Raw genomic sequence first — 18673 nt, forward strand, 5'->3', positions numbered from 1 at the left:
CTGTGCTACTGGGTGCACAAGATTCCGGTCCTTCGGAAAAACGTTGAGGAGTGGCATCCTGCCGGGGCACCGCGTAAACCCCCTGCGCTGCCCGCTCCCCAACCTCGATGTGTACTTTACGGATAGGGCCATTACAGGTCGATCACACGCCATTACACGCCATTACACACAACCGCTCTCATCCAATGCAGCACGCATAAAGCTACAGCGCCCAATGCGAAGGCGGGGCGCAGGGGCGGGTATTTCGAACCGTCGGCGACAGGACGTCGCCGCCGGAGCGTACAGGGATGTATTCACAGCGTTTCGAAATACCCGCCCCGGCGCCCTGCCGCTCCTCAAGTAATTCAGAACCAAGAGACACCCGCGAAAGGAACTCAGCCAGCTATAACAAAAGGAAGGACATTCACTGCCTGATCCCACGCAGCACGGACAGCGAGGCCATGACCGACCCCATCGACGACGCCAAACGCCTCTCCCCAAGACGCAACAGCTCTCAGGCCACCAGCATGGCCGAGCTCGCGTATGAGCAGCTGCGCCACTTCGGCATTGCACCGGAGAGTGAGCACGGCGCCCTGTTACAGGACGCCGCGCAACAGCTGTACCGCGCCCAGGGCAGCCTGGCGGAACTGTGCGCCCGCAGCGCCGAACTGCTGAAAGGCCTCGACCGTAACGACCGCATCGCCTATTTCAACGCCAAGCGCTTTATGAGCTTCCAGCTGGCCAAGATGCTGCACGACCTGCAGGGACCGCTGCGGGCCAGCTTCCGTGCCCTACAGGGGGAAGAGGATTTCAACGCGACTACAAGGGGCGGCTACCCGCTGTTCGACAATATCCCCGCAATCTTTGCCGCCACCCCGGTGATCGCCCGCACCGCCACCTATATCTACGCCTGCACCGAGTGGATCGACGACGCCTTCCGCGGCCGCGAGCCCAGCCACGATATCTACTCGCGCCTGCTGAACCCCACCTCCATCGCGCTCGCCAACGCCATGGTCACGCTGGAGTGCGGCCCGTATGCGGGGGAATACCTGGCATGGAATTTCAATTCCGGCATGGCCGCCATCGATGCGCTGCTGGCCAACCAGCTGTGTCGGGGGGATATATTGATTGTCTCCCGCCATATCTACGGCGGCGTGCACCAGCTGCTGTGCGACCACTACGCCCGCGCCGACAAACTGGGGATTACCCTGGTGTGGTTCGACGGCATCACCGGGGAAGACTTCGCGCAGTGCCTGGACGCCGCCCGCCATACTCATCGCGATGCGCTGGCAAATGGCGCACGCATGCACGTGTATATCGAATCCCCGTGCAACCCCCACGGCACCATGCTGGATGTGCCGGATATCTGCACCATTGCCCACGACCACGAACTGCTGGTGACGCTGGACTCCACCCTCGCCACCCCCTACCTGCACCAGCCGCTGCGGCGCACCGACCGCAACCGGCGACCGGATTTTGTCGTCCATTCCTACACCAAGGATATCGATGGCGGCGGCACTGCTACGGCCGGCGTGGTGATCGGTCCGGTGCACCGCATGTTTATTCCCAAGGGCGACACGGTGCAGGGGCTCGACTGGAGCCAGTGCCTGTTCTGGGACGTGTATTACATCAAGGGCGCATTCCTGGATGCGGACAAGGCCTGGCAGGTACATGAGGGCATGCGCACCCTGGAAATGCGCATGCTGAAGAAGTGCATCAACACCCTGTGCCTGAGCCACTTCCTCGCCAGCCACAGCAAGATCCGCGTCAACAGCCACGCGCTGGAGACCGACGCCAACGCACCGCTGCGGGAAAAGCTACTGCGCTTCAAATTACCGGTGCCGCTGTTCACCATCGATATGGAAGCGGCGCAGATTCCCACCGACGCCTTCAAGCGCTTCTTCGATGCGCTGGAACCGGCCTTCGGCCAGATGGTGAGCCTGGGGCAGACGAATACCATGGTGCTGTGTCCGGCGCTGACCTCGCACTCAGAGCTGTCGCCGGAGGACCAGCGCGCGGCGGATATCTACCCGACCACTTTGCGTATTTCCGTCGGCGACGAGGACATGGCGCAGCTGGTGGCGCACCTGCTGAGCTGCGCCAAACTGCATCTGGATCCGGTGAGCCCGCATTTCAGCAGTGGTTTTATGGGGCCGCGGGAGGCGGACGAAATTTTTGCGCGTTTTTACCTGGAAGTGCACGAACGGGTGGCGCGGCATTTTCCGCGGGTGGCGGATTATTTGTGAGCGCTTACTTGCAGTCGCAGCGCCCCGCTCACTGGATACAGGCCTGCGCCGGCAGGACGACTCTGGCTGGTTTCCAATTCCATCGTCACCCCGGCGCAGGCCGGACCCACAAACCCGGAGCGAGGACTTACTGACAGCCACTGTGCCAAAAGCCGCCAGTAAGCACTCGCTTTGCACAATCGACAGGAAACTCCGCGCACTCTGAACTAACTTATGGGTGCACGCATTACCGCCGCCGCACGCAGTGAGTGCGGCCCGGCGGAGCATAAAGAAAAGATAAAAGGTCTCGCGCGGGCGCCGGGGCGAAGCTTGTTGCGCCTGCCCTTATCCCGTAAGATCAAAGCCCTTCTGCCCATAATTTAAACAAAGCCAATGCCGAATCTTCGCGCCCGCCTGCTGGCCCTGTTGTTGTGCTGTATCCCCGGCTTCGCCCTGGCGCAGAGCTACGAACAACTCTACAGCGATTACCGCGGTGCCCTGTACCAGATCCGCCTGATTGAAAAATCCTCCAATTCCAAGGCCGGCCTCGGTTCCGGTTTTCAGATTTCCCCCGACGGACTGATCGCCACCAATTATCACGTAGTGGCCGAGGCGGTGAGTGACACGGAAAAATACCGGCTGGAATATCGCTCCGTGGATGGCGTCGAGGGCGCACTGACCCTGCTGGATATCGACGTCATTAATGATCTTGCCATCCTGCGCATGGACAAGCCCGGCAGCCAGTACCTGCAGCTTTCGGAAAGCACACCACGCAAGGGCGAAACCATTTTTGCCCTCGGCAATCCGCTCGACCTGGGTATGACCCTGATTCCCGGCACCTATAACGGGATCGCCAGTGGCAGCTTCTACGATCGCATTCATTTCGCCGGCTCGATCAACCCGGGCATGAGTGGCGGGCCGGTGATCAATGCCGCCGGCAAGGTGGTGGGGATCAATGTCGCCACCGCGGGCAACCAGGTGAGCTTCCTGGTGCCGGTGGAAAAACTGGCCAAGCTGCGCAAGCACCTGGGCATCGAGGGCAAAGCCAAAGACCTGCAGCAGGTGACCCACGAGCAGCTGCTGCAGAACCAACAGGACATCATCGACCAGGTCCTGAACGCGGAATGGAAGCTGCGCCCGCTGGGAGACGCCGAAGTTGTCGGCGAAATCGTTCCCGCCATCCAGTGCTGGGGCAATACCCAGGAGGGGGACGATAACCCGGTCACCCGCATCGACAAGGGCTGCACCGGCCAGGACGTGGTGTACCTGTCCGAGACCTTCAACACCGGTCGCATCGAATACGAATTTTTCTGGCTCGAGGCTGAGGATGACCTCATGCCGGCACGCTTCTACAACTATTACGAGGACCAGATGAGCCGCTTCGCGCCAGGCAACGACGCCGGCGAGGACGACGTCACCGAGTTCAAGTGCCGCCAGGAGTTCACCGAGCAGCCGCGCGCTGCCGGCGAGAACGTCGAGGAGAACGATCCCATTGTCGCCCGCACCAGCTACTGCGTGCGCCGCTACAAGGAATTCCCGGATCTCTACGACATTTTCTACCTGAGCCTCAGCGTCGACAAAGAAGACCGGGCGCTGGTGAGCCATTTCACCCTGTCCGGTTTCACCAAGGAATCTGCCGCCGCATTCTCTGAGAAGTTCACAAGCGAGATCCAATGGCACTGATTATCGAAGAGCTGAACCGCGCCCAGCGGGTACAGACCCGCTACCGCATGGAAGGCGACCGCTTCACGATCGGCCGCGGCTACGACAACGACGCCATTATCGAAGACGTGCACGCCGATGCCCACCACGTAGAGATCATCCGCGCTGAGGACGGTGGTTATCTGCTGCGGGATATGAACTCGGTCAACGGCACCCAGCTGGTGCGCAACCAGCACGATCACGACGTGGAAGCCGGCGAAGTGCGCGAGCGCCGCATCGTGTCCGGCGACGAGATTCAGCTGGGGCGCACCCATTATCGCCTGGTGGACAGCGAGGCGCCGATGGACGAGGCGGTGCCACTGCACTCGCTGGAAAACCTGTTCTCGCGCCTGGCGAGCCCGGCCAAGGCCGTGACGCTGCTGGTGCTGGCGGGATTGTTTACCCTCCTCATCGCTTACCTGGGTACTGCGGAGGAATTCCGCTGGACCGGCGCCATCAACATCTTCTTCGGCAGCATTATCGGCCTGCTGGTTTACGCCGGCGCCTGGTCATTGATCGGGCGGGTGGTGCATCACGAGTCGATGTTTTTCACCCAACTGGCCATTGCCGCACTGGGCGCGCTGATCTTTGCCGGTTGGGAGTGGTTCAGCACACTGCTCGACTACAACTTCGCCATGGGCAACCTGGTGGAGATCATCAACGTGGCCATCCTGGCGATGCTGCTGCCGGCGATGCTGTGGTCCGCCATTTATCTGGCGACGAATATCACCCCCAAGTGGCGCCTTGCCGCCGCCGTGATCCTGCCCTGGGGCTTTCTCGGCCTGACGCTGATGGAGCAAATCGGCAACATGGCCGAGTTCGATGGTGTCCCGGAAATCAGCACGGAAATCAAACACAAGAACATGCTGTTGCGCTCGCCGGTGCCGCTGGATGAGTTCGTCGCCAAGACCCCGGCGCTGTTCGATATCCCCATCGAGCAGGAGGAAAAGAGCACAGACGAATCAGAGACAGAAGCCGAGCCGGAGGCGAAAGCCGCCAACGGTGATGACAGCACCCAAAACCACACTGCCGGTAGTCGAGAGGAGGCAGCTGCGTGACCAATCCATTCTGGAGCCCCGCCCTGGCGGATCTTCAGCCCTACGTGCCTGGCGAACAGCCCCGCGGGCGCAAGCTGATCAAACTCAATACCAATGAGAACCCCTACCCGCCCTCGGAACACGCCATGGCCACCCTGGCGAGCCCGACGCTGCCCGAGGCGCTACGCCGCTACCCGGATCCCGAATCCGTGGAGCTGTGCGCCGCCATTGCCAGCCACTGCGGCGTGAAGCCGGAGCAGGTGTTTGTCGGTAATGGCTCGGACGAAGTACTGGCGCACGCGTTTTACAGTTTCTTCCGCCGCGAGGAACCGCTGCTGTTCCCGGACATCACCTACAGCTTCTACCCGGTCTACTGCAACCTGTACGGCATCGATTACTGCACACCAGCGCTGCGGGAGGACTTCACCGTCGATGTGGACGACTACGCAGGCCCGGCGGCCGGCGTGATCCTGCCGAACCCCAACGCCCCTACCGGCCGCATCCTGCCGCTCGATGAAATCGAGCGCCTGTTGCAGTTGCACCCGGCGCGGGTGGTCGCCGTGGACGAGGCCTATATCGACTTCGGTGGTGACAGCGCCGCCGCGCTGATCGACCGTTATCCCAACCTGCTGGTGATCCGCACCCTGTCCAAATCCCACGCGCTGGCGGGGCTGCGCCTGGGTTATGCACTGGGGCAGTCGCACCTGATCGAAGGGCTGCAACGCACCAAGAATTCCTTCAACTCCTACCCCATCGACAGCGTGGCCCAGCAGCTGGGCGCTGCCGCCATCACTGACGAAGCATGGCTGGAGGAAACCAGTGACAAGGTGATGGCCACACGCAGCCGGGTTGCCGAGGCCCTGCACGAACTGGATTTCGAAGTGGTGCCCTCGATGGCGAACTTCGTCCTCGCCCGCCCGCGTGGCATGAGTGCAGAGGCGGTCTATGGCGGCCTGCGGGAGCACGGTATTCTGGTACGGTATTTCAATAAGCCGCGGATCAGTGAGTACTTACGCATCTCTATCGGCACCGACGAGGAAATGGATGCGCTGCTGGATGCCCTGCGGGAAATCCTCCCGGCGCCCGGCACTTCGCAGAACCGCTGAGGTCTGTCCCTATAATGGGCTGGGACGGCGCGCATTGTTACGGCGCCGCGCCCTGCCGCTCAAACAAAAGGAAGCTTTAGCAGACAGCCTATGGTTTTTTATCGCCTGACTTCTTTGCTCTCAGCACTCCTCGCGTTCTCTGTCACCGTATCGGCCCTGGCCCAGCAGGACGAGAACCCCTGGGCGGAAGTCGAGCGCCCGTCCTCGCAGCAATCGGCGAGTATCGGCAGCTATACCAACGGCTGTCTCGCTGGCGCCGAGCAGATGCCCATCCGGGGCGAGGGTTTCCAGCTGGTGCGCACCGGGCGCAACCGCCACTTCGGGCACCCGGATACCATCCGCTTCCTGGAGGAGTTTTCCCGCCGGGTGGCTCGCAACGACCTGGGCCGCATCCAGATTGGCGACATGTCCATGCCTCGCGGCGGGCCGTTCAATTCCGGCCACCGCAGCCACCAGCAGGGTCTTGATATCGATATCTGGTTCAGCCAGGACTGGCGCGCAGACAAGCGCCCGCTGACCGAATGGGAGCGGGACAACATCTCCCCCAAACCACTGGCGGATGAACAGGAACACCGGTTGCTGGAAGAGAACTGGGACCCTCGTGTACCGAAAATCCTACGGATTGCCTCCGAAGACGACCGGGTGGCGCGCATCTTCGTGCACCCGACCATCAAGCGCAAAATGTGCGAGCTGGCCGGTGACGACAACGAGTGGCTACGCAAAGTGCGCCCCTGGTGGGGGCACAATTACCACTTCCATGTAAGGCTCGCCTGCCCCGAGGGCGATGCCTACTGCAAGCCCCAGCGCCCACCCAGCGGCGACCCCTGTGGGCCGGATCTGGACTGGTGGTTTAGCAATGAGTTTTACGCCATGCTGCGCGGCGAGACGCCCGCTCCCGAGCGGCCCGAGCCAAAGCCATTGCCGCTCCAGTGCAAGCAGGTGCTTATCGCCCCCTGATTCCCCGGGACAGAAAACTCCGACTAAGCTGAACCGTGCCGATAAGGCCGCTGTTTAAGGGCCAACGATAAAAGGGAATTCCATGAGCCAGCGATCCCCGAACCCGATTCAAACCCTGCTGATCTGCGGTGGCGGCAGCAGTGAACACGACGTCTCCCTGCGCACGGCGGACTTCATCGAGAGACAGCTGCAGGACGTTGACGATATCGCCCTCACACGGGTGGTGATGGACGCGAACGGCCGCCTGACCGATAGCAAAGGCGGCGTGCACTTCCTGAGCCAGCAGCGCCAGCTTGTAGCGGAGGACGGCAGCGCCCGGGACGTGCACTACGTGATTCCGGCAATTCACGGCTACCCCGGTGAAACCGGTGACCTGCAGAGCCAGCTGGAACTGTTCGGCATTCCCTACTTCGGCTGCGGTCCCGAGGCGAGCAAGACCTGTTTCAACAAGATCACCACCAAGCTGTGGCTCACGGCACTGGGCATCGACAACACGCCCTATCAATTCCTGTGCAGCAATAACGGCGGAGAAGCCGGCAAGGCCACCATGGCCCTGCAACAATGGGGCGCAGTCTTCGTCAAGGCCTCCAACCAGGGTTCCTCAGTCGGCTGCTTCAAGGTCACGGAAGAGGAACAGATGGAAGAGGCACTGGAGCAGGCCTTCGCGCTCTCGCCTTATGTGCTGGTGGAAAAGTGCCTGAAAGTGCGGGAGCTGGAAGTGGCCGCCTACACCTACGAGGGCGAACTGGTCATCACTCCGCCCGGCGAGGTCTGCGCGCCGGAGGACACTTTCTACAGCTACGAGGAAAAATATGCCGAGGGCAGCCGCGCCAGAACCTTCGTTGAAGCCGAGGGGCTGAGCGAGGCACAGCTTGGCTGGATTCACGAGGCGTCAAAGCGCGCCTTTATCGGCCTGCAGTTGAAGGATCTGTCACGGATCGACTTTTTCCTCACCGACGAGGGCGATATCTACCTGAACGAGGTGAACACCTTCCCGGGTATGACGCCGATCTCCATGTTCCCGAAGATGCTGGCCAATGCCGGGCATGATTTCAGCCGGTATCTCTCCAGCCTGATTCGCGAAGCTGTCGCCGGCTGAACGCCCGCTGAGGTATTTCCCGCCGCCGCGTGAGCTTCGCCGCTCTGACTAGTCGCCGGGGTACCGGGGAATACCGGCGCGACCAGCGGCCTGCCACGCGACACGGTCAGACCAGCCAACCCTCCTGGCGCACATTGGAAAACTGTCCGCGCAGGAACTCCATCTGATCACCGCGAATCCGGTCACTGTTGATCAACGCCAGGTACTCGGCCGGATTGGGGCAGAATGGCAGTGCCAGCAAGTCCATATCGATGTCCTGCAGCAGCCGGCTGCCCTTGTGCTGGTTGCAGCGACGGCAGGCTGTCACCACGTTTTCCCACACATCCTTGCCGCCCCGGGACACCGGCTGCACATGATCGCGGGTCAGCTCCGACAGGGCGAAATCCTTGCCGCAGTAGAGGCAGGTATGGGCATCACGGAAAAACAGTGCGCGGTTGGTCAGTGGCGGGCGGCGGCGCGGTCGCGCCATACGCTCACCCCCACAGGCAATAATGGCCGCCAGATCGAGGGTCGAGCGCTCACCCAGGCGATTGATACCACCGTGCACACGCTGCACCACACCGCCCAGCGACCAGGTCACCAGTTCTCGCACATAGAGGCACGCCGCCTCCTGCCAGTTGAGCCACTCCAGTGGCTGCCCGGCCAGGTTCAGGCGCAAGATTCTCGCTTCTCTCACTTGCATAGGCGCTACTCCCCGGTTTCCCTGTTCCATGTTGACCACTGACCGGACCGACAAGAGTCGCCCGGCGATGGAGACGCGAAAATTCGCGCCCCCAAAATGCAACAGGGCCCCGCCGGTCGACCGACGGGGCCCTGGATGGAATTCGAGGTAGAAAGGGCTGCCACTCGCGATTGCGCTATGCGCGAGAAGAGCAGGAAATCTGTCAGCAGTAACTTACTGAACGCTTCACCCTCCGCCGGCCGTGGGGAAAAATACTGGCCGGTTCGAATTGATTAAAGCGGATAATTATTTCAGTTTCCAGACAGCGCCCGGCGCCAGAGCAATAAAGGCGGCGCGTAATTCATGCTTATACCAGAAGCGGGCAGGTAGACGCACTGTCAGGTGGCCAGAATGCACAACACCGCCCGGGCAATCCGGCCCGGGCGGTGCGTCTCACAGGATGGTGCCCAATTCCCTCGGGCGAATGGCTCAGTTCCTTTGAACCTGTCGCTCAATTCCTTTGAGCGACCAGCTCACTTCCCTTGAGCATGCGGCGCAGTCCCTATTTCCCTTGCCGCTGTCGTGCAGTCCTTTTTGCTTCCGTGCCGCTCTATCTTCCCTGACTTCCGCTTCCATGCTTGCAGGCATCCTTGCCTGTTTGCTTCCCTGCTTTCGGGCATCCTTGCCCCGTTGCTTCCCTGCTGGCTTCCCTGCTTGCTTCCTTGCTTCCTTACCTCCTTGCTTCCTGGCGTCCGTGCCTTTCCGCGTCCTTGCAATTTCATTATCGGCAACCCGGGCAAAGCTGCCAGAGGGAAAAAGCTGAAAGTATTGTGAGAAATATCTCGCAGACCGCGGATATTGGCTTGGCTATACAAGAGAAACGAAGGTGGGGGAGGTGAAAAAAGCGACAGGTAAAATGTAAAACACCGCCCAGGCAATCCGGCCCGGACGGTGCGTCTCACAGGATGGTGCTCAGTTCCGTTGAGCTGCGGCGCAGTCCCTTTCTTCCCTTGCCGCGGTTTTGCAGTCCCTTAAGCATCCTTGCACTTTCATTATGGACAGTGCGGAAAAAAAATGTAGGGGAAATCGGCTGATTTTCATGTGCGAGATATCTCACAAGATTGAGATATATCTCACACGAGCCTGGCAGGAAGGACGGGGCGACGCCCCATGTGGTACAAATGGCCCACATCGCGAACGGCCTTAACTATAGGCGCAATAATTACCGGATCAACCTTCACCGTGAACAACCTGTTGAAATACGCGCTCATTTTTATCGTCTTAGTCATCGTGGGCGTAATTTCCATCGTCATCCTCACCCCCGGAGTCAATGTCCCGTGGCAACAACTGACCGGTACTGCCGATACCGATGACGAAACGGTTGAGCGCCAGCTGACAGCAGCGGATGGTTTCAGCGTCACACTCTTCGCCGACGACGTGCCCAATGCGCGCTGGCTGGCCGTCACTCGCAACGGGGATGTGCTGGTCTCACAACCCAAGCGCGGACAGATCAGCCTGCTGCAGGCGGATGCTGACCAGGATGGTCGCGCCGATGGACAGCGGGTACTGATCGACGGCCTGCGTCGCCCCCACGGCCTTTTCCTCCACGAGGACTGGCTGTATATCGCTGAGAGCGACGCAGTGGGTCGGGTACCCTTCGACCATTCCGATCGGCGTCTCGCCGGCCGTTACCAGCGCATCGTCGAAGACCTCGACGATAGCGGCAACCACTGGACCAAGACCATCGCCCTGGGCCCGGACGGCTGGGTCTACCTGAGCAGTGGCTCCAGCTGCAACGTATGCGAAGAGGAAAACCCGCAACGCGCCACCATCATGCGCTTCAGGCTAGAAGGCGGTGAACCGCAAATCTTTGCCACCGGCCTGCGCAACAGCGTCGGCTTCGACTGGTCGCCGGTCAGCGGTGAACTGTACGCCACCGACAACGGCCGCGACTGGCTCGGTGACAACTTTCCGCCAGACGAGCTCAACCGGGTGCAAGAAGGTGGCTTCTACGGTTGGCCCTACGCTAACGGCGACCGGGTACCAGACCCGGATTTCGGGGTCGGCGCTACTGCGGAAATTCAGCAGAAGATCGCAAGCTCCATTCCGCCGGCGCACGGATTTCGTGCCCACAATGCGCCGCTCGGCATTCATTTCCTCGAGAGCCCGACACAGCCCGCGGGCTACCGGGATTCCGCCCTGGTGGCGCTCCACGGCAGCTGGAATCGCAACGAGAAAGACGGCTATAAAGTGGTGTCCCTGCATTGGGACGCCAGTGGCACTATCCGCGAGCGGGACTTTCTCTGGGGCTTCCTCGGCGATGACCGGGAGACGGTGTACGGACGCCCGGTAGCCTTCGCCGAGGACGGCAAAGGCAACATTTATATCTCCGATGACTACGCGGGCGCGGTGTATCGCGTAAGCGCCGGCGAAAATGGCAACGGCGGCACCATACCCACCAACCGGCCGCCCATCCAGGCACCACCAAAGCCACAGCCCATCGACACCGGCGCCGCCCAGCGAGGGGAAGAAATTTACCAGCGCTTCAATTGTGCCCGCTGCCATGGCCAACAGGCCCCGCTCAGGAACCTGGCAGGCAAATACTCCCTGCAGCAACTGGCGGACTATTTTGACAGCCCCACGCCGCCCATGCCGAAGTATGATTTCAGTGCCACACAGAAGCGGGCCCTGGCCCACTACCTGATCTCGCGTGAGCAGGGGATCGAGGACGCGGCTCCTCTCAATTGACCACCTGTGCGCCAGCGGCTAAGGTTGCGCGCACGACGAATCCCGGGCCCCGGAACACCACCAGCCCGGCGCCAGAGCAGAGACAGGCAGGAACCGAATGGCGGCAAAGAAGAAAGCAGCAACCTTTGAGCAGGCCCTCGAAGAACTGGAACAGCTGGTGGAGCGGCTCGAAGCGGGCGACCTGCCCCTCGAAGAAGCACTCGCCGACTTTGAGCGCGGAGTGAAACTCACCCGCGAGTGCCAGCAGAAGCTGGCCAGCGCCGAGCAGAAGGTCAAGGTCCTGATGGAGCAGAATGGCACCGTCCAGGAAGCCCCCTTCGAAACCGGCGAAGACAACGAGAGCGGCACGACTGATACCCCCGAGCAGGGCTTCTGACACGTGACGCCGATCACCCAGGTGACTCTGCCAGCATTCCTGAAGGCCGCTTCCGAGCGTGTGGAAACCCGCCTACAGGCGGCGCTCGCCCCTGCAGTGCCCTCCGCGGATACCCTGTTTGCCGCCATGCACTACGGCGCGCTGGGGCCGGGCAAGCGGTTGCGGCCAGCGCTGGTTTACGCCTGCGCGGGCATTGTGCAGGGCGAGTATTTCGACCCCGCCCGCTGTGATGCCGCGGCCGCAGCACTGGAGTGCATCCACGCCTACTCCCTGATCCACGACGACCTGCCGGCCATGGATGATGACGACCTGCGCCGCGGTCGCCCCACCTGTCATATCGCCTATGACGAGGCCACCGCCATTCTCGCCGGCGACGCCCTGCAGACCCTGGCTTTTGAGCTGCTGCTGCACTCGGAAGCGGAGGCCTGCCTCAAGGTGCGCCTGCTGGAAGAACTGACCGCCGGCTCCGGCGCCCGCGGCATGGTTTCGGGCCAGGCGATTGACCTGGCAGCGGTAAACAGGAAGCTCGACCTGGCACAGCTGGAAGAGATGCACCGCCTGAAAACCGGCGCCCTGATCCGCGCCAGCGCCCGCATCGGCGCCCTGCTGGGCGGTGCCGATGAAGTGCAGCTGGCCGCCCTCAGCCGCTATGCCGAAGCCGTGGGGCTGGCGTTCCAGGTACAGGACGACATCCTCGATGTCACCGCCGATACCGCCACGCTGGGCAAGACCCAGGGTGCCGACGCCGCGCGCAACAAGCCGACCTATGTTTCCCTGCTGGGACTCGAGGGCGCCCGGCAGAAGCTGGAAGGCCTGCACCGCGACGCCCGCGAGGCGCTGGAGGCCGTGCGCGGCGATACCAGCCTACTGGAGCAGCTGGCGGACTATATCGCCCACCGCAGTCACTAACCGTCCGAGGGGCTTGTGACTGCTTCCGGCCCGTGGCGGGGAGCGCCCCGAGGGCCGTTCAGGATGCAATCTCCCCCCCACGGGCATACAATCCCTTTTCACACTTTTGTTGCAATTGATACGTTCGATGTTCGACGAAATTCCCCGTACTCGACCGCACACGCCGCTGCTCGACGGTATCGACAGCCCGGCCCAGCTGCGCGCACTCGAAGAGCGCCAGCTGCCGGAGCTGGCTAACCAGCTGCGCGAGTACCTGCTCTACTGCGTCGGCCAGACCGGCGGCCACTTTGGTGCCGGCCTGGGCGTGGTAGAGCTGACCATTGCCCTGCACTACATCTATAACACCCCGGACGACCGGCTGGTGTGGGATGTGGGCCACCAGACCTATCCGCATAAAATCCTGACCGGACGTCGTGAGGAGATGCTGACGATCCGCCAGCAGGGCGGCCTGTCCGGTTTCCCCAAGCGCAGCGAAAGCCCCTACGATACGTTTGGCGTCGGGCATTCCAGTACCTCTATCAGTGCCGCCCTGGGGATGGCCCTTGGCTCGCCAGACGAGCGCAAGGTGGTGGCGGTGATCGGCGATGGCGCCATGACCGCGGGCATGGCCTTCGAGGCCCTGAACCATGCGGCCCACACCGGCAAGGACATGCTGGTGGTGCTGAATGACAACCGCATGTCGATCTCCAAGAATGTGGGCGGCCTCGCCACCTACTTCGCCAAGATCCTCGCCAGCAAGACCTACCTGTCCATGCGCGAGGGCAGCCGCAGAATCCTGTCCAAGATTCCCAAGGCGTGGCAGCTGGCTCGGCGTACCGAAGAACACGTGAAGGGCATGATCACCCCCGGCACCCTGTTCGAGGAGTTGGGCTTCAATTACGTGGGCCCGGTGGACGGACACAACCTGCACGACCTTGTGCATACCCTGCGCAACCTGCGCGGCCAGCGCGGCCCGCAACTGCTGCATATTGTCACCACCAAGGGCAAGGGCTTCGGCCCCGCCGAGGAAGACCCGGTGGGTTACCACGCTCTGAACAAACTGGAGCCGGAACCCAAGGTACAGGTGGCCATTTCCAATAGCGGCAAGCGCAAGCTGCCCAAGTACCAGGACATCTTCGGCCAGTGGCTGTGCGACACCGCCGAGCAGGATGAACGCCTGATCGGTATCACCCCCGCCATGTGCGAGGGCTCCGGCATGGTCGAATTCGCCGAGCGCTTCCCGGAGCGTTTCCACGATGTCGCCATCGCCGAACAACACGCGGTAACCCTGGCCGCCGGCCTGGCCTGTGAGGGCCAGAAGCCAGTGGTGGCCATTTACTCCACCTTCCTGCAGCGCGGCTACGACCAGATGGTGCACGACGTGGCCATCCAGGATCTGGATGTCACTTTCGCCATCGACCGTGCAGGCCTGGTCGGTGAGGACGGCCCGACCCACGCCGGTAGCTTCGACCTTACTTTCATGCGCTGCCTGCCCAATATGGTGATCGCCGCGCCCAGCGACGAGAACGAGTGCCGCCAGCTGCTCTACACCGCCTATCAGCACGAGGGGCCTGCCGCCGTGCGCTACCCGCGCGGTACCGGTCCGGGCGTCGAGATCAAGAAAGAGATGACGGCGCTGCCCATCGGCAGGGCCCGCATGGTCCGCGAGGGCAGTCAGGTGGCCATCCTCAATTTCGGCACCCTGCTGGAGCCGGCAAAGGCCGCGGCGGAAAAACTCGGCGCCACCGTCGTGGACATGCGCTGGGTCAAGCCACTGGACGAGGCCCTGATCGATCAGCTCGCCACCAGTCACCAGCTGCTGGTAACCCTGGAAGAAAACACCATTGCCGGCGGTGCCGGCAGTGCGGTGATGGAGTACCTCAACACTACCGGCACATTGATCCCGCTACTGCAGCTGGGCCTGCCGGACAAGATCATTGAACACGGCAAGCACCACGATCTACTCGCAGGCATCGGCCTGGATGCAGCCAGCATCGAAGAGAGTATCCGCCGGCGCCTGCAACAGCTCAGCGACAAGCACTTTCGCGGTCAGGCCGCGGCCCTCTAGGGCCGACGGTCACTTCCGCGCTAAAAACGATCGCTTTTGACCAGATGCTTTTGACCAGATGTAAGGGGGGACCATGTCCTTGATGCGCAAAACCGCGCTGGCTGCGGCAGCATTATTTGTTGCCACCGGCGCTTCTGCCATGGAGCAGGAAGCTTTCGACAAGGCCTTTGATGCCATTCCGAAGAAAGGGGCAGAGGCGAAGCTGGAAGCCCTGCAGGACCTCCGCTACCAGTGGTTGATGGAGAGCTTCCCCAGCCGGGCCACTTACCAGGGCTACGCCGGCGTCAATGACCGCTGGATGGATGCCTCGCTAGAGGGCATCAAGCGCCGCCGGGAACAGACCCGCCGCATGCTGGCCGCGAGCCGTCATATCGAAGCCGATGAGCTGCCCGAGCCCCTGCAACTGGACCACCAGCTGCTGTATCAGGACCTGCTCACCGAAGTAAAAGGGTTCCAGTTTCCGGAACACCTGCTGCCGGTCACGCACATGAGCGGCATCCAGCGCAATGTCCCCGGTGTACTGGCGGCGATGCCGAAGCGTAACGCCTCAGACTATGACGACATCCTCGTGCGGCTCGATCGCCTGCCGCTGCTGGTCCAGCAGATCCGCACCCTGATGGAGGAGGGTCTGGAAAAGCAGATCACCCCGCCGCAGATTACTTTGCGGGACCTGCCGGTGCAGATGCGCGCGCTGATTCCCGAGGACCCGAGTGAGAGTCCGCTGATGAAGGCTTTCGCGGAAATGCCGTCCAGCATTTCGGCGTCGCAGCAGAAGCGCCTGCGCAATCGCGCCTTTGCCCTCTACCACCGCGAGCTGGTGCCGGCCTGGCGCGATCTGGCGGAATTCGTCGAGCGCGAGTATATCCCCGGGGCCCGGGTGGATACCGCCTTTACCAGCATGCCCGACGGCACCCGCTGGTACGCCCACAAGGTGCGCGACAACACCACCACTGCGCTGAGCGCGGAGGAAATCCACCGCATCGGCCTGGAAGAGGTAAAGCGCATCCGCGGTGAGATGGAAAAAATCATCGCCAAGACCGGCTTTGAGGGCGACTTTGCGGCCTTTACCGACTTCCTGCGCAACGACCCTCAGTTCTACCACACCAGCCGCGAAGACCTGATGCGGGACTACCGGGATATCGCCAAGCGCATCGACGGTGAGCTGCCCAAGCTGTTCCGTGCCCTGCCGCGCCTTCCCTACGGCGTGAAGCGTATTCCCAGCTACTCGGAAAAATCCCAGACCACCGCCTACTACCAGCCAGGTTCTATGGAAGCCGGCCGCGCCGGGGTCTTCTTCGCCAACACCTACAACCTGGCCAGCCGCCCCAAGTGGGAAATGGAAGCATTGACCGTGCATGAAGCCATGCCCGGACACCACCTGCAGATCGCCCTGGCCCAGGAAATCGAGGACGTGCATCCGCTGCGCCGCCTCAGCATGTATACCGCCTTTGTCGAGGGCTGGGGCCTCTACTCCGAGAGCCTAGGCTATGACCTCGGCCTGTACACCGATCCCTACAGCGAGTTCGGCGCGCTCACCTACGACATGTGGCGCGCGGTACGCCTGGTGGTGGACACCGGCATGCACCAGCTGGGCTGGAGCCGCGAACAGGCGATCGAATACTTCATGAATAACAGCGCCAAGCCGCGCCACGACATCACTGTGGAGATCGACCGTTACCTGGTATGGCCGGGCCAGGCCCTGGCCTACAAACTGGGACAGCTGAAGATCAAGGATCTGCGCGCCAATGCCGAGGAACAGCTGGGCAACAACTTCGACATCCGCAGCTTCCACGACGAGCTACTGGGTGCCGGTGCCCTGCCACTGAATGTACTGGAAGGCCGCATGAACGACTGGATCGTGGCCCAGGGCGGCCAGGCCGCCACAGCGCCCACGTCTGAGTCCGCCGACCCGGTAGCGCCGATTTAAACGAGCGCATATCCACAAAAAAGGGCGATCTCAGATCGCCCTTTTTTGTGCCCGATTCTCGGCGCTGTAAGCGGCTGTCACTCTGCCAGCAGCTGCCCCACCATCGCGCCCAACTGCATATCGCTCAAAATACCGAAGTGACTGAAACGGATATTGCCCGTTCGATCCACAAGCACTGTGGACGGTGTGCCCTGTAGCTCCAGCCTGGCCATGGTCACGGGCACCGGGCTGTTCTCGGCGGGCTGATCGATCGCAATGGGAAACTGCAGCTGGAACTCGGCGACGTAAACACGGAGGGCATCGGGATTCATTACCCGGTGGTGTTCGAACACCGTATGCAGGCCGATCAGCTGAAAATCTTCGTCGGCAAAACAGTCCGCAACGGCAGACGCCTGCGGAGTGGCCCGGGTAACGCAGGCCGGGCAGAGCATCTGAAAAGCATGCAGCATCACCACCCGCCCCCGCAGTGCGCGCATGGACAGCGGGCTATCCGTATTCAGCCAGGCAGCGGCGGCGATTTCAGGAGCGGAAGGGTATTTCATTGGCAAAGTGACCTCCCGCGCATGCGGGATAACGCATCGTCAGTCATCCCGTTCAGTTTAGGAGGTCACCGTTGCCGTCGGGCTGTCAGTCCCTGCCCTGCTTGCGCGAGCGGGCGTGTCCCTGCACTTCCCGATAAAACTGCCCCAGGGCACGATCGTCGGCGCGCTGCTCCGCCAGCGTGCGCTGGTTACGGGTGATCTCCCGCAGCAGCTTGCGCCAGTTGCGCAGCCGCCTCTCATCGAGATCACCCCGCTCGAGCGCCGCCTGAACCGCACAGCCGGGTTCCGCATCGTGGGCACAATCAGAGAAACGGCACTGCTGGGCCAGAGCATCGATATCCTCAAAGGCGGCTGCCACCCCCTCCTCGCCACCGGCGAGGCCTAGCTCGCGCATACCGGGACTGTCCAGCAGCAATCCGCCGCCCGGCAGCGGGTACAGGGCGCGATGGCGCGTGGTGTGCCGCCCCTTGCTGTCGTCCTCGCGGATTGCGCTGGTTTCCGCCAGTTGTACGCCGGACAGGGAATTCAGCAGTGAGGACTTACCCACACCAGAGGAGCCCAGCATAGCAACCGTTTCACCGGGTGCGAGCCAAGAGCGCAGGGAAGAGACGCTGTCGGCATCGAGGGCATTGACCGCCATCACCGGCAGCTCCCGCAGGCTCTTCACCGCTTCCAGGTACTCGCCGGTATCGGCACACAAGTCAGCCTTGGTCAGCACCAGGTAGGCGCGACTGCCCGCCGCACGGGTCAGGGCCAGGTAACGCTCGATCCGGGAAAGATTGAAATCCTGATTGCAGGACGCCACGATCAAGACGCTGTCCACATTGGCAGCGATCAGCTGCACTCTCTCCGCGCCCGGCGCCATGCGCCTGAACAGGCTGCTGCGCTCCAGCATGCGACGATATCCGCCGTCCTCCCGCTCCAGCAACAGCCAGTCCCCCACGGTGGGGCGCAACTCCACTGCCGTGGGTAGACTGATGCTTTCCAGGGGGAGGGAACTTTCGCCGCTCTCTCCGGCGACTTCCAGGCGATTGCGATGGACCGCCATCACCCGCACCGGCTCACAGTGTTCGTACTCGTCCAGGCTTAGCTGCTGCTGAAAAAACGGTTTCCAGCCCAGCGCATCCAGCGGAGATTGAGGGCGTGCCTTCCTGGGCTGCTCTGATAGGTTGTTGCCGCGCCCAAACGGGGAGCGGCGGGAAATCAATGATCGACTCACGATACTGAACCTCATGGCGCTCACAGCGCACTGATTGTCACTGTGCGACTCACAGTGACAGAGGATTAGGATAGAAGGCTTCCGGGAAGGGGAAACCCGACGTCAGGAAAAAACCGTAATGCCGGGCTCAGACGCGGTTC

14 protein-coding genes are annotated in these 18673 nt (G+C 62.1%); 11 read left to right on the forward strand and 3 right to left on the reverse strand.

What is annotated here, in order from left to right:
* Window positions 1–440: 440 nt before the first annotated feature.
* From AUP74_RS01445 to AUP74_RS01470, 6 genes are all read left to right on the forward strand, one after another.
* On the forward strand, window positions 441–2225 hold the full coding sequence (locus AUP74_RS01445; RefSeq protein ID WP_069945993.1) for a trans-sulfuration enzyme family protein: 1785 nt from the start codon (window positions 441–443) through the stop codon (window positions 2223–2225).
* A gap of 372 nt (window positions 2226–2597) precedes the next feature.
* Window positions 2598–3887, forward strand: a complete 1290-nt coding sequence (locus tag AUP74_RS01450) for a S1C family serine protease (protein ID WP_069945994.1) — start codon at window positions 2598–2600, stop codon at window positions 3885–3887.
* Window positions 3878–4963, forward strand: a complete 1086-nt coding sequence (locus AUP74_RS01455; protein ID WP_069945995.1) for an FHA domain-containing protein — start codon at window positions 3878–3880, stop codon at window positions 4961–4963. Before AUP74_RS01450 ends, AUP74_RS01455 begins: the two co-directional genes overlap by 10 nt.
* Complete coding sequence (gene hisC / locus AUP74_RS01460; protein ID WP_069945996.1) at window positions 4960–6048, forward strand: histidinol-phosphate transaminase; 1089 nt, start codon at window positions 4960–4962, stop codon at window positions 6046–6048. Before AUP74_RS01455 ends, hisC begins: the two co-directional genes overlap by 4 nt.
* 90 nt (window positions 6049–6138) lie before the next feature.
* On the forward strand, window positions 6139–7005 hold the full coding sequence (gene mepA / locus AUP74_RS01465; protein WP_083260751.1) for a penicillin-insensitive murein endopeptidase: 867 nt from the start codon (window positions 6139–6141) through the stop codon (window positions 7003–7005).
* Window positions 7006–7087: 82 nt separating this feature from the next.
* Window positions 7088–8104, forward strand: coding sequence for a D-alanine--D-alanine ligase (locus tag AUP74_RS01470; protein WP_069945997.1), 1017 nt, complete (start codon window positions 7088–7090; stop codon window positions 8102–8104).
* A 106-nt stretch (window positions 8105–8210) separates the two neighbouring features.
* On the opposite strand, the gene AUP74_RS01475 is transcribed toward AUP74_RS01470, so the two are convergent.
* Complete coding sequence (locus AUP74_RS01475; RefSeq protein ID WP_069945998.1) at window positions 8211–8786, reverse strand: HNH endonuclease; 576 nt, start codon at window positions 8784–8786, stop codon at window positions 8211–8213.
* 1221 nt (window positions 8787–10007) lie between these two features.
* Here AUP74_RS01475 and AUP74_RS01480 point away from each other — a divergent pair.
* The 5 genes from AUP74_RS01480 (at window position 10008) to AUP74_RS01500 (ending at window position 16772) form a co-directional block, all read left to right on the forward strand.
* Complete coding sequence (locus tag AUP74_RS01480) at window positions 10008–11513, forward strand: PQQ-dependent sugar dehydrogenase (RefSeq protein WP_083260752.1); 1506 nt, start codon at window positions 10008–10010, stop codon at window positions 11511–11513.
* Between the two features lie 97 nt (window positions 11514–11610).
* The gene (xseB, locus tag AUP74_RS01485) at window positions 11611–11889 is read left to right on the forward strand and encodes an exodeoxyribonuclease VII small subunit (protein ID WP_069945999.1); all 279 of its coding nucleotides are present in this window, start codon (window positions 11611–11613) and stop codon (window positions 11887–11889) included.
* A 3-nt stretch (window positions 11890–11892) separates the two neighbouring features.
* Window positions 11893–12798, forward strand: a complete 906-nt coding sequence (locus tag AUP74_RS01490; protein WP_069946000.1) for a polyprenyl synthetase family protein — start codon at window positions 11893–11895, stop codon at window positions 12796–12798.
* A 127-nt stretch (window positions 12799–12925) separates the two neighbouring features.
* On the forward strand, window positions 12926–14845 hold the full coding sequence (gene dxs / locus AUP74_RS01495) for a 1-deoxy-D-xylulose-5-phosphate synthase (RefSeq protein WP_069946001.1): 1920 nt from the start codon (window positions 12926–12928) through the stop codon (window positions 14843–14845).
* A 73-nt stretch (window positions 14846–14918) separates the two neighbouring features.
* Window positions 14919–16772, forward strand: a complete 1854-nt coding sequence (locus tag AUP74_RS01500; protein WP_226999857.1) for a DUF885 domain-containing protein — start codon at window positions 14919–14921, stop codon at window positions 16770–16772.
* A gap of 77 nt (window positions 16773–16849) precedes the next feature.
* Here AUP74_RS01500 and AUP74_RS01505 read toward each other — a convergent pair whose 3' ends face one another.
* Together AUP74_RS01505 and rsgA are read right to left on the reverse strand one after the other, a co-directional pair.
* Window positions 16850–17314 (reverse strand): redoxin family protein, encoded by a 465-nt coding sequence (locus AUP74_RS01505; protein ID WP_069946002.1) that lies wholly within the window; start codon window positions 17312–17314, stop codon window positions 16850–16852.
* A gap of 85 nt (window positions 17315–17399) precedes the next feature.
* Window positions 17400–18533, reverse strand: a complete 1134-nt coding sequence (gene rsgA, locus AUP74_RS01510; protein ID WP_226999858.1) for a ribosome small subunit-dependent GTPase A — start codon at window positions 18531–18533, stop codon at window positions 17400–17402.
* Window positions 18534–18673 lie beyond the last annotated feature (140 nt).

Origin of the sequence: Microbulbifer aggregans (genome assembly GCF_001750105.1) — a bacterium.
Taxonomy (GTDB): Bacteria; Pseudomonadota; Gammaproteobacteria; order Pseudomonadales; family Cellvibrionaceae; genus Microbulbifer; species Microbulbifer aggregans.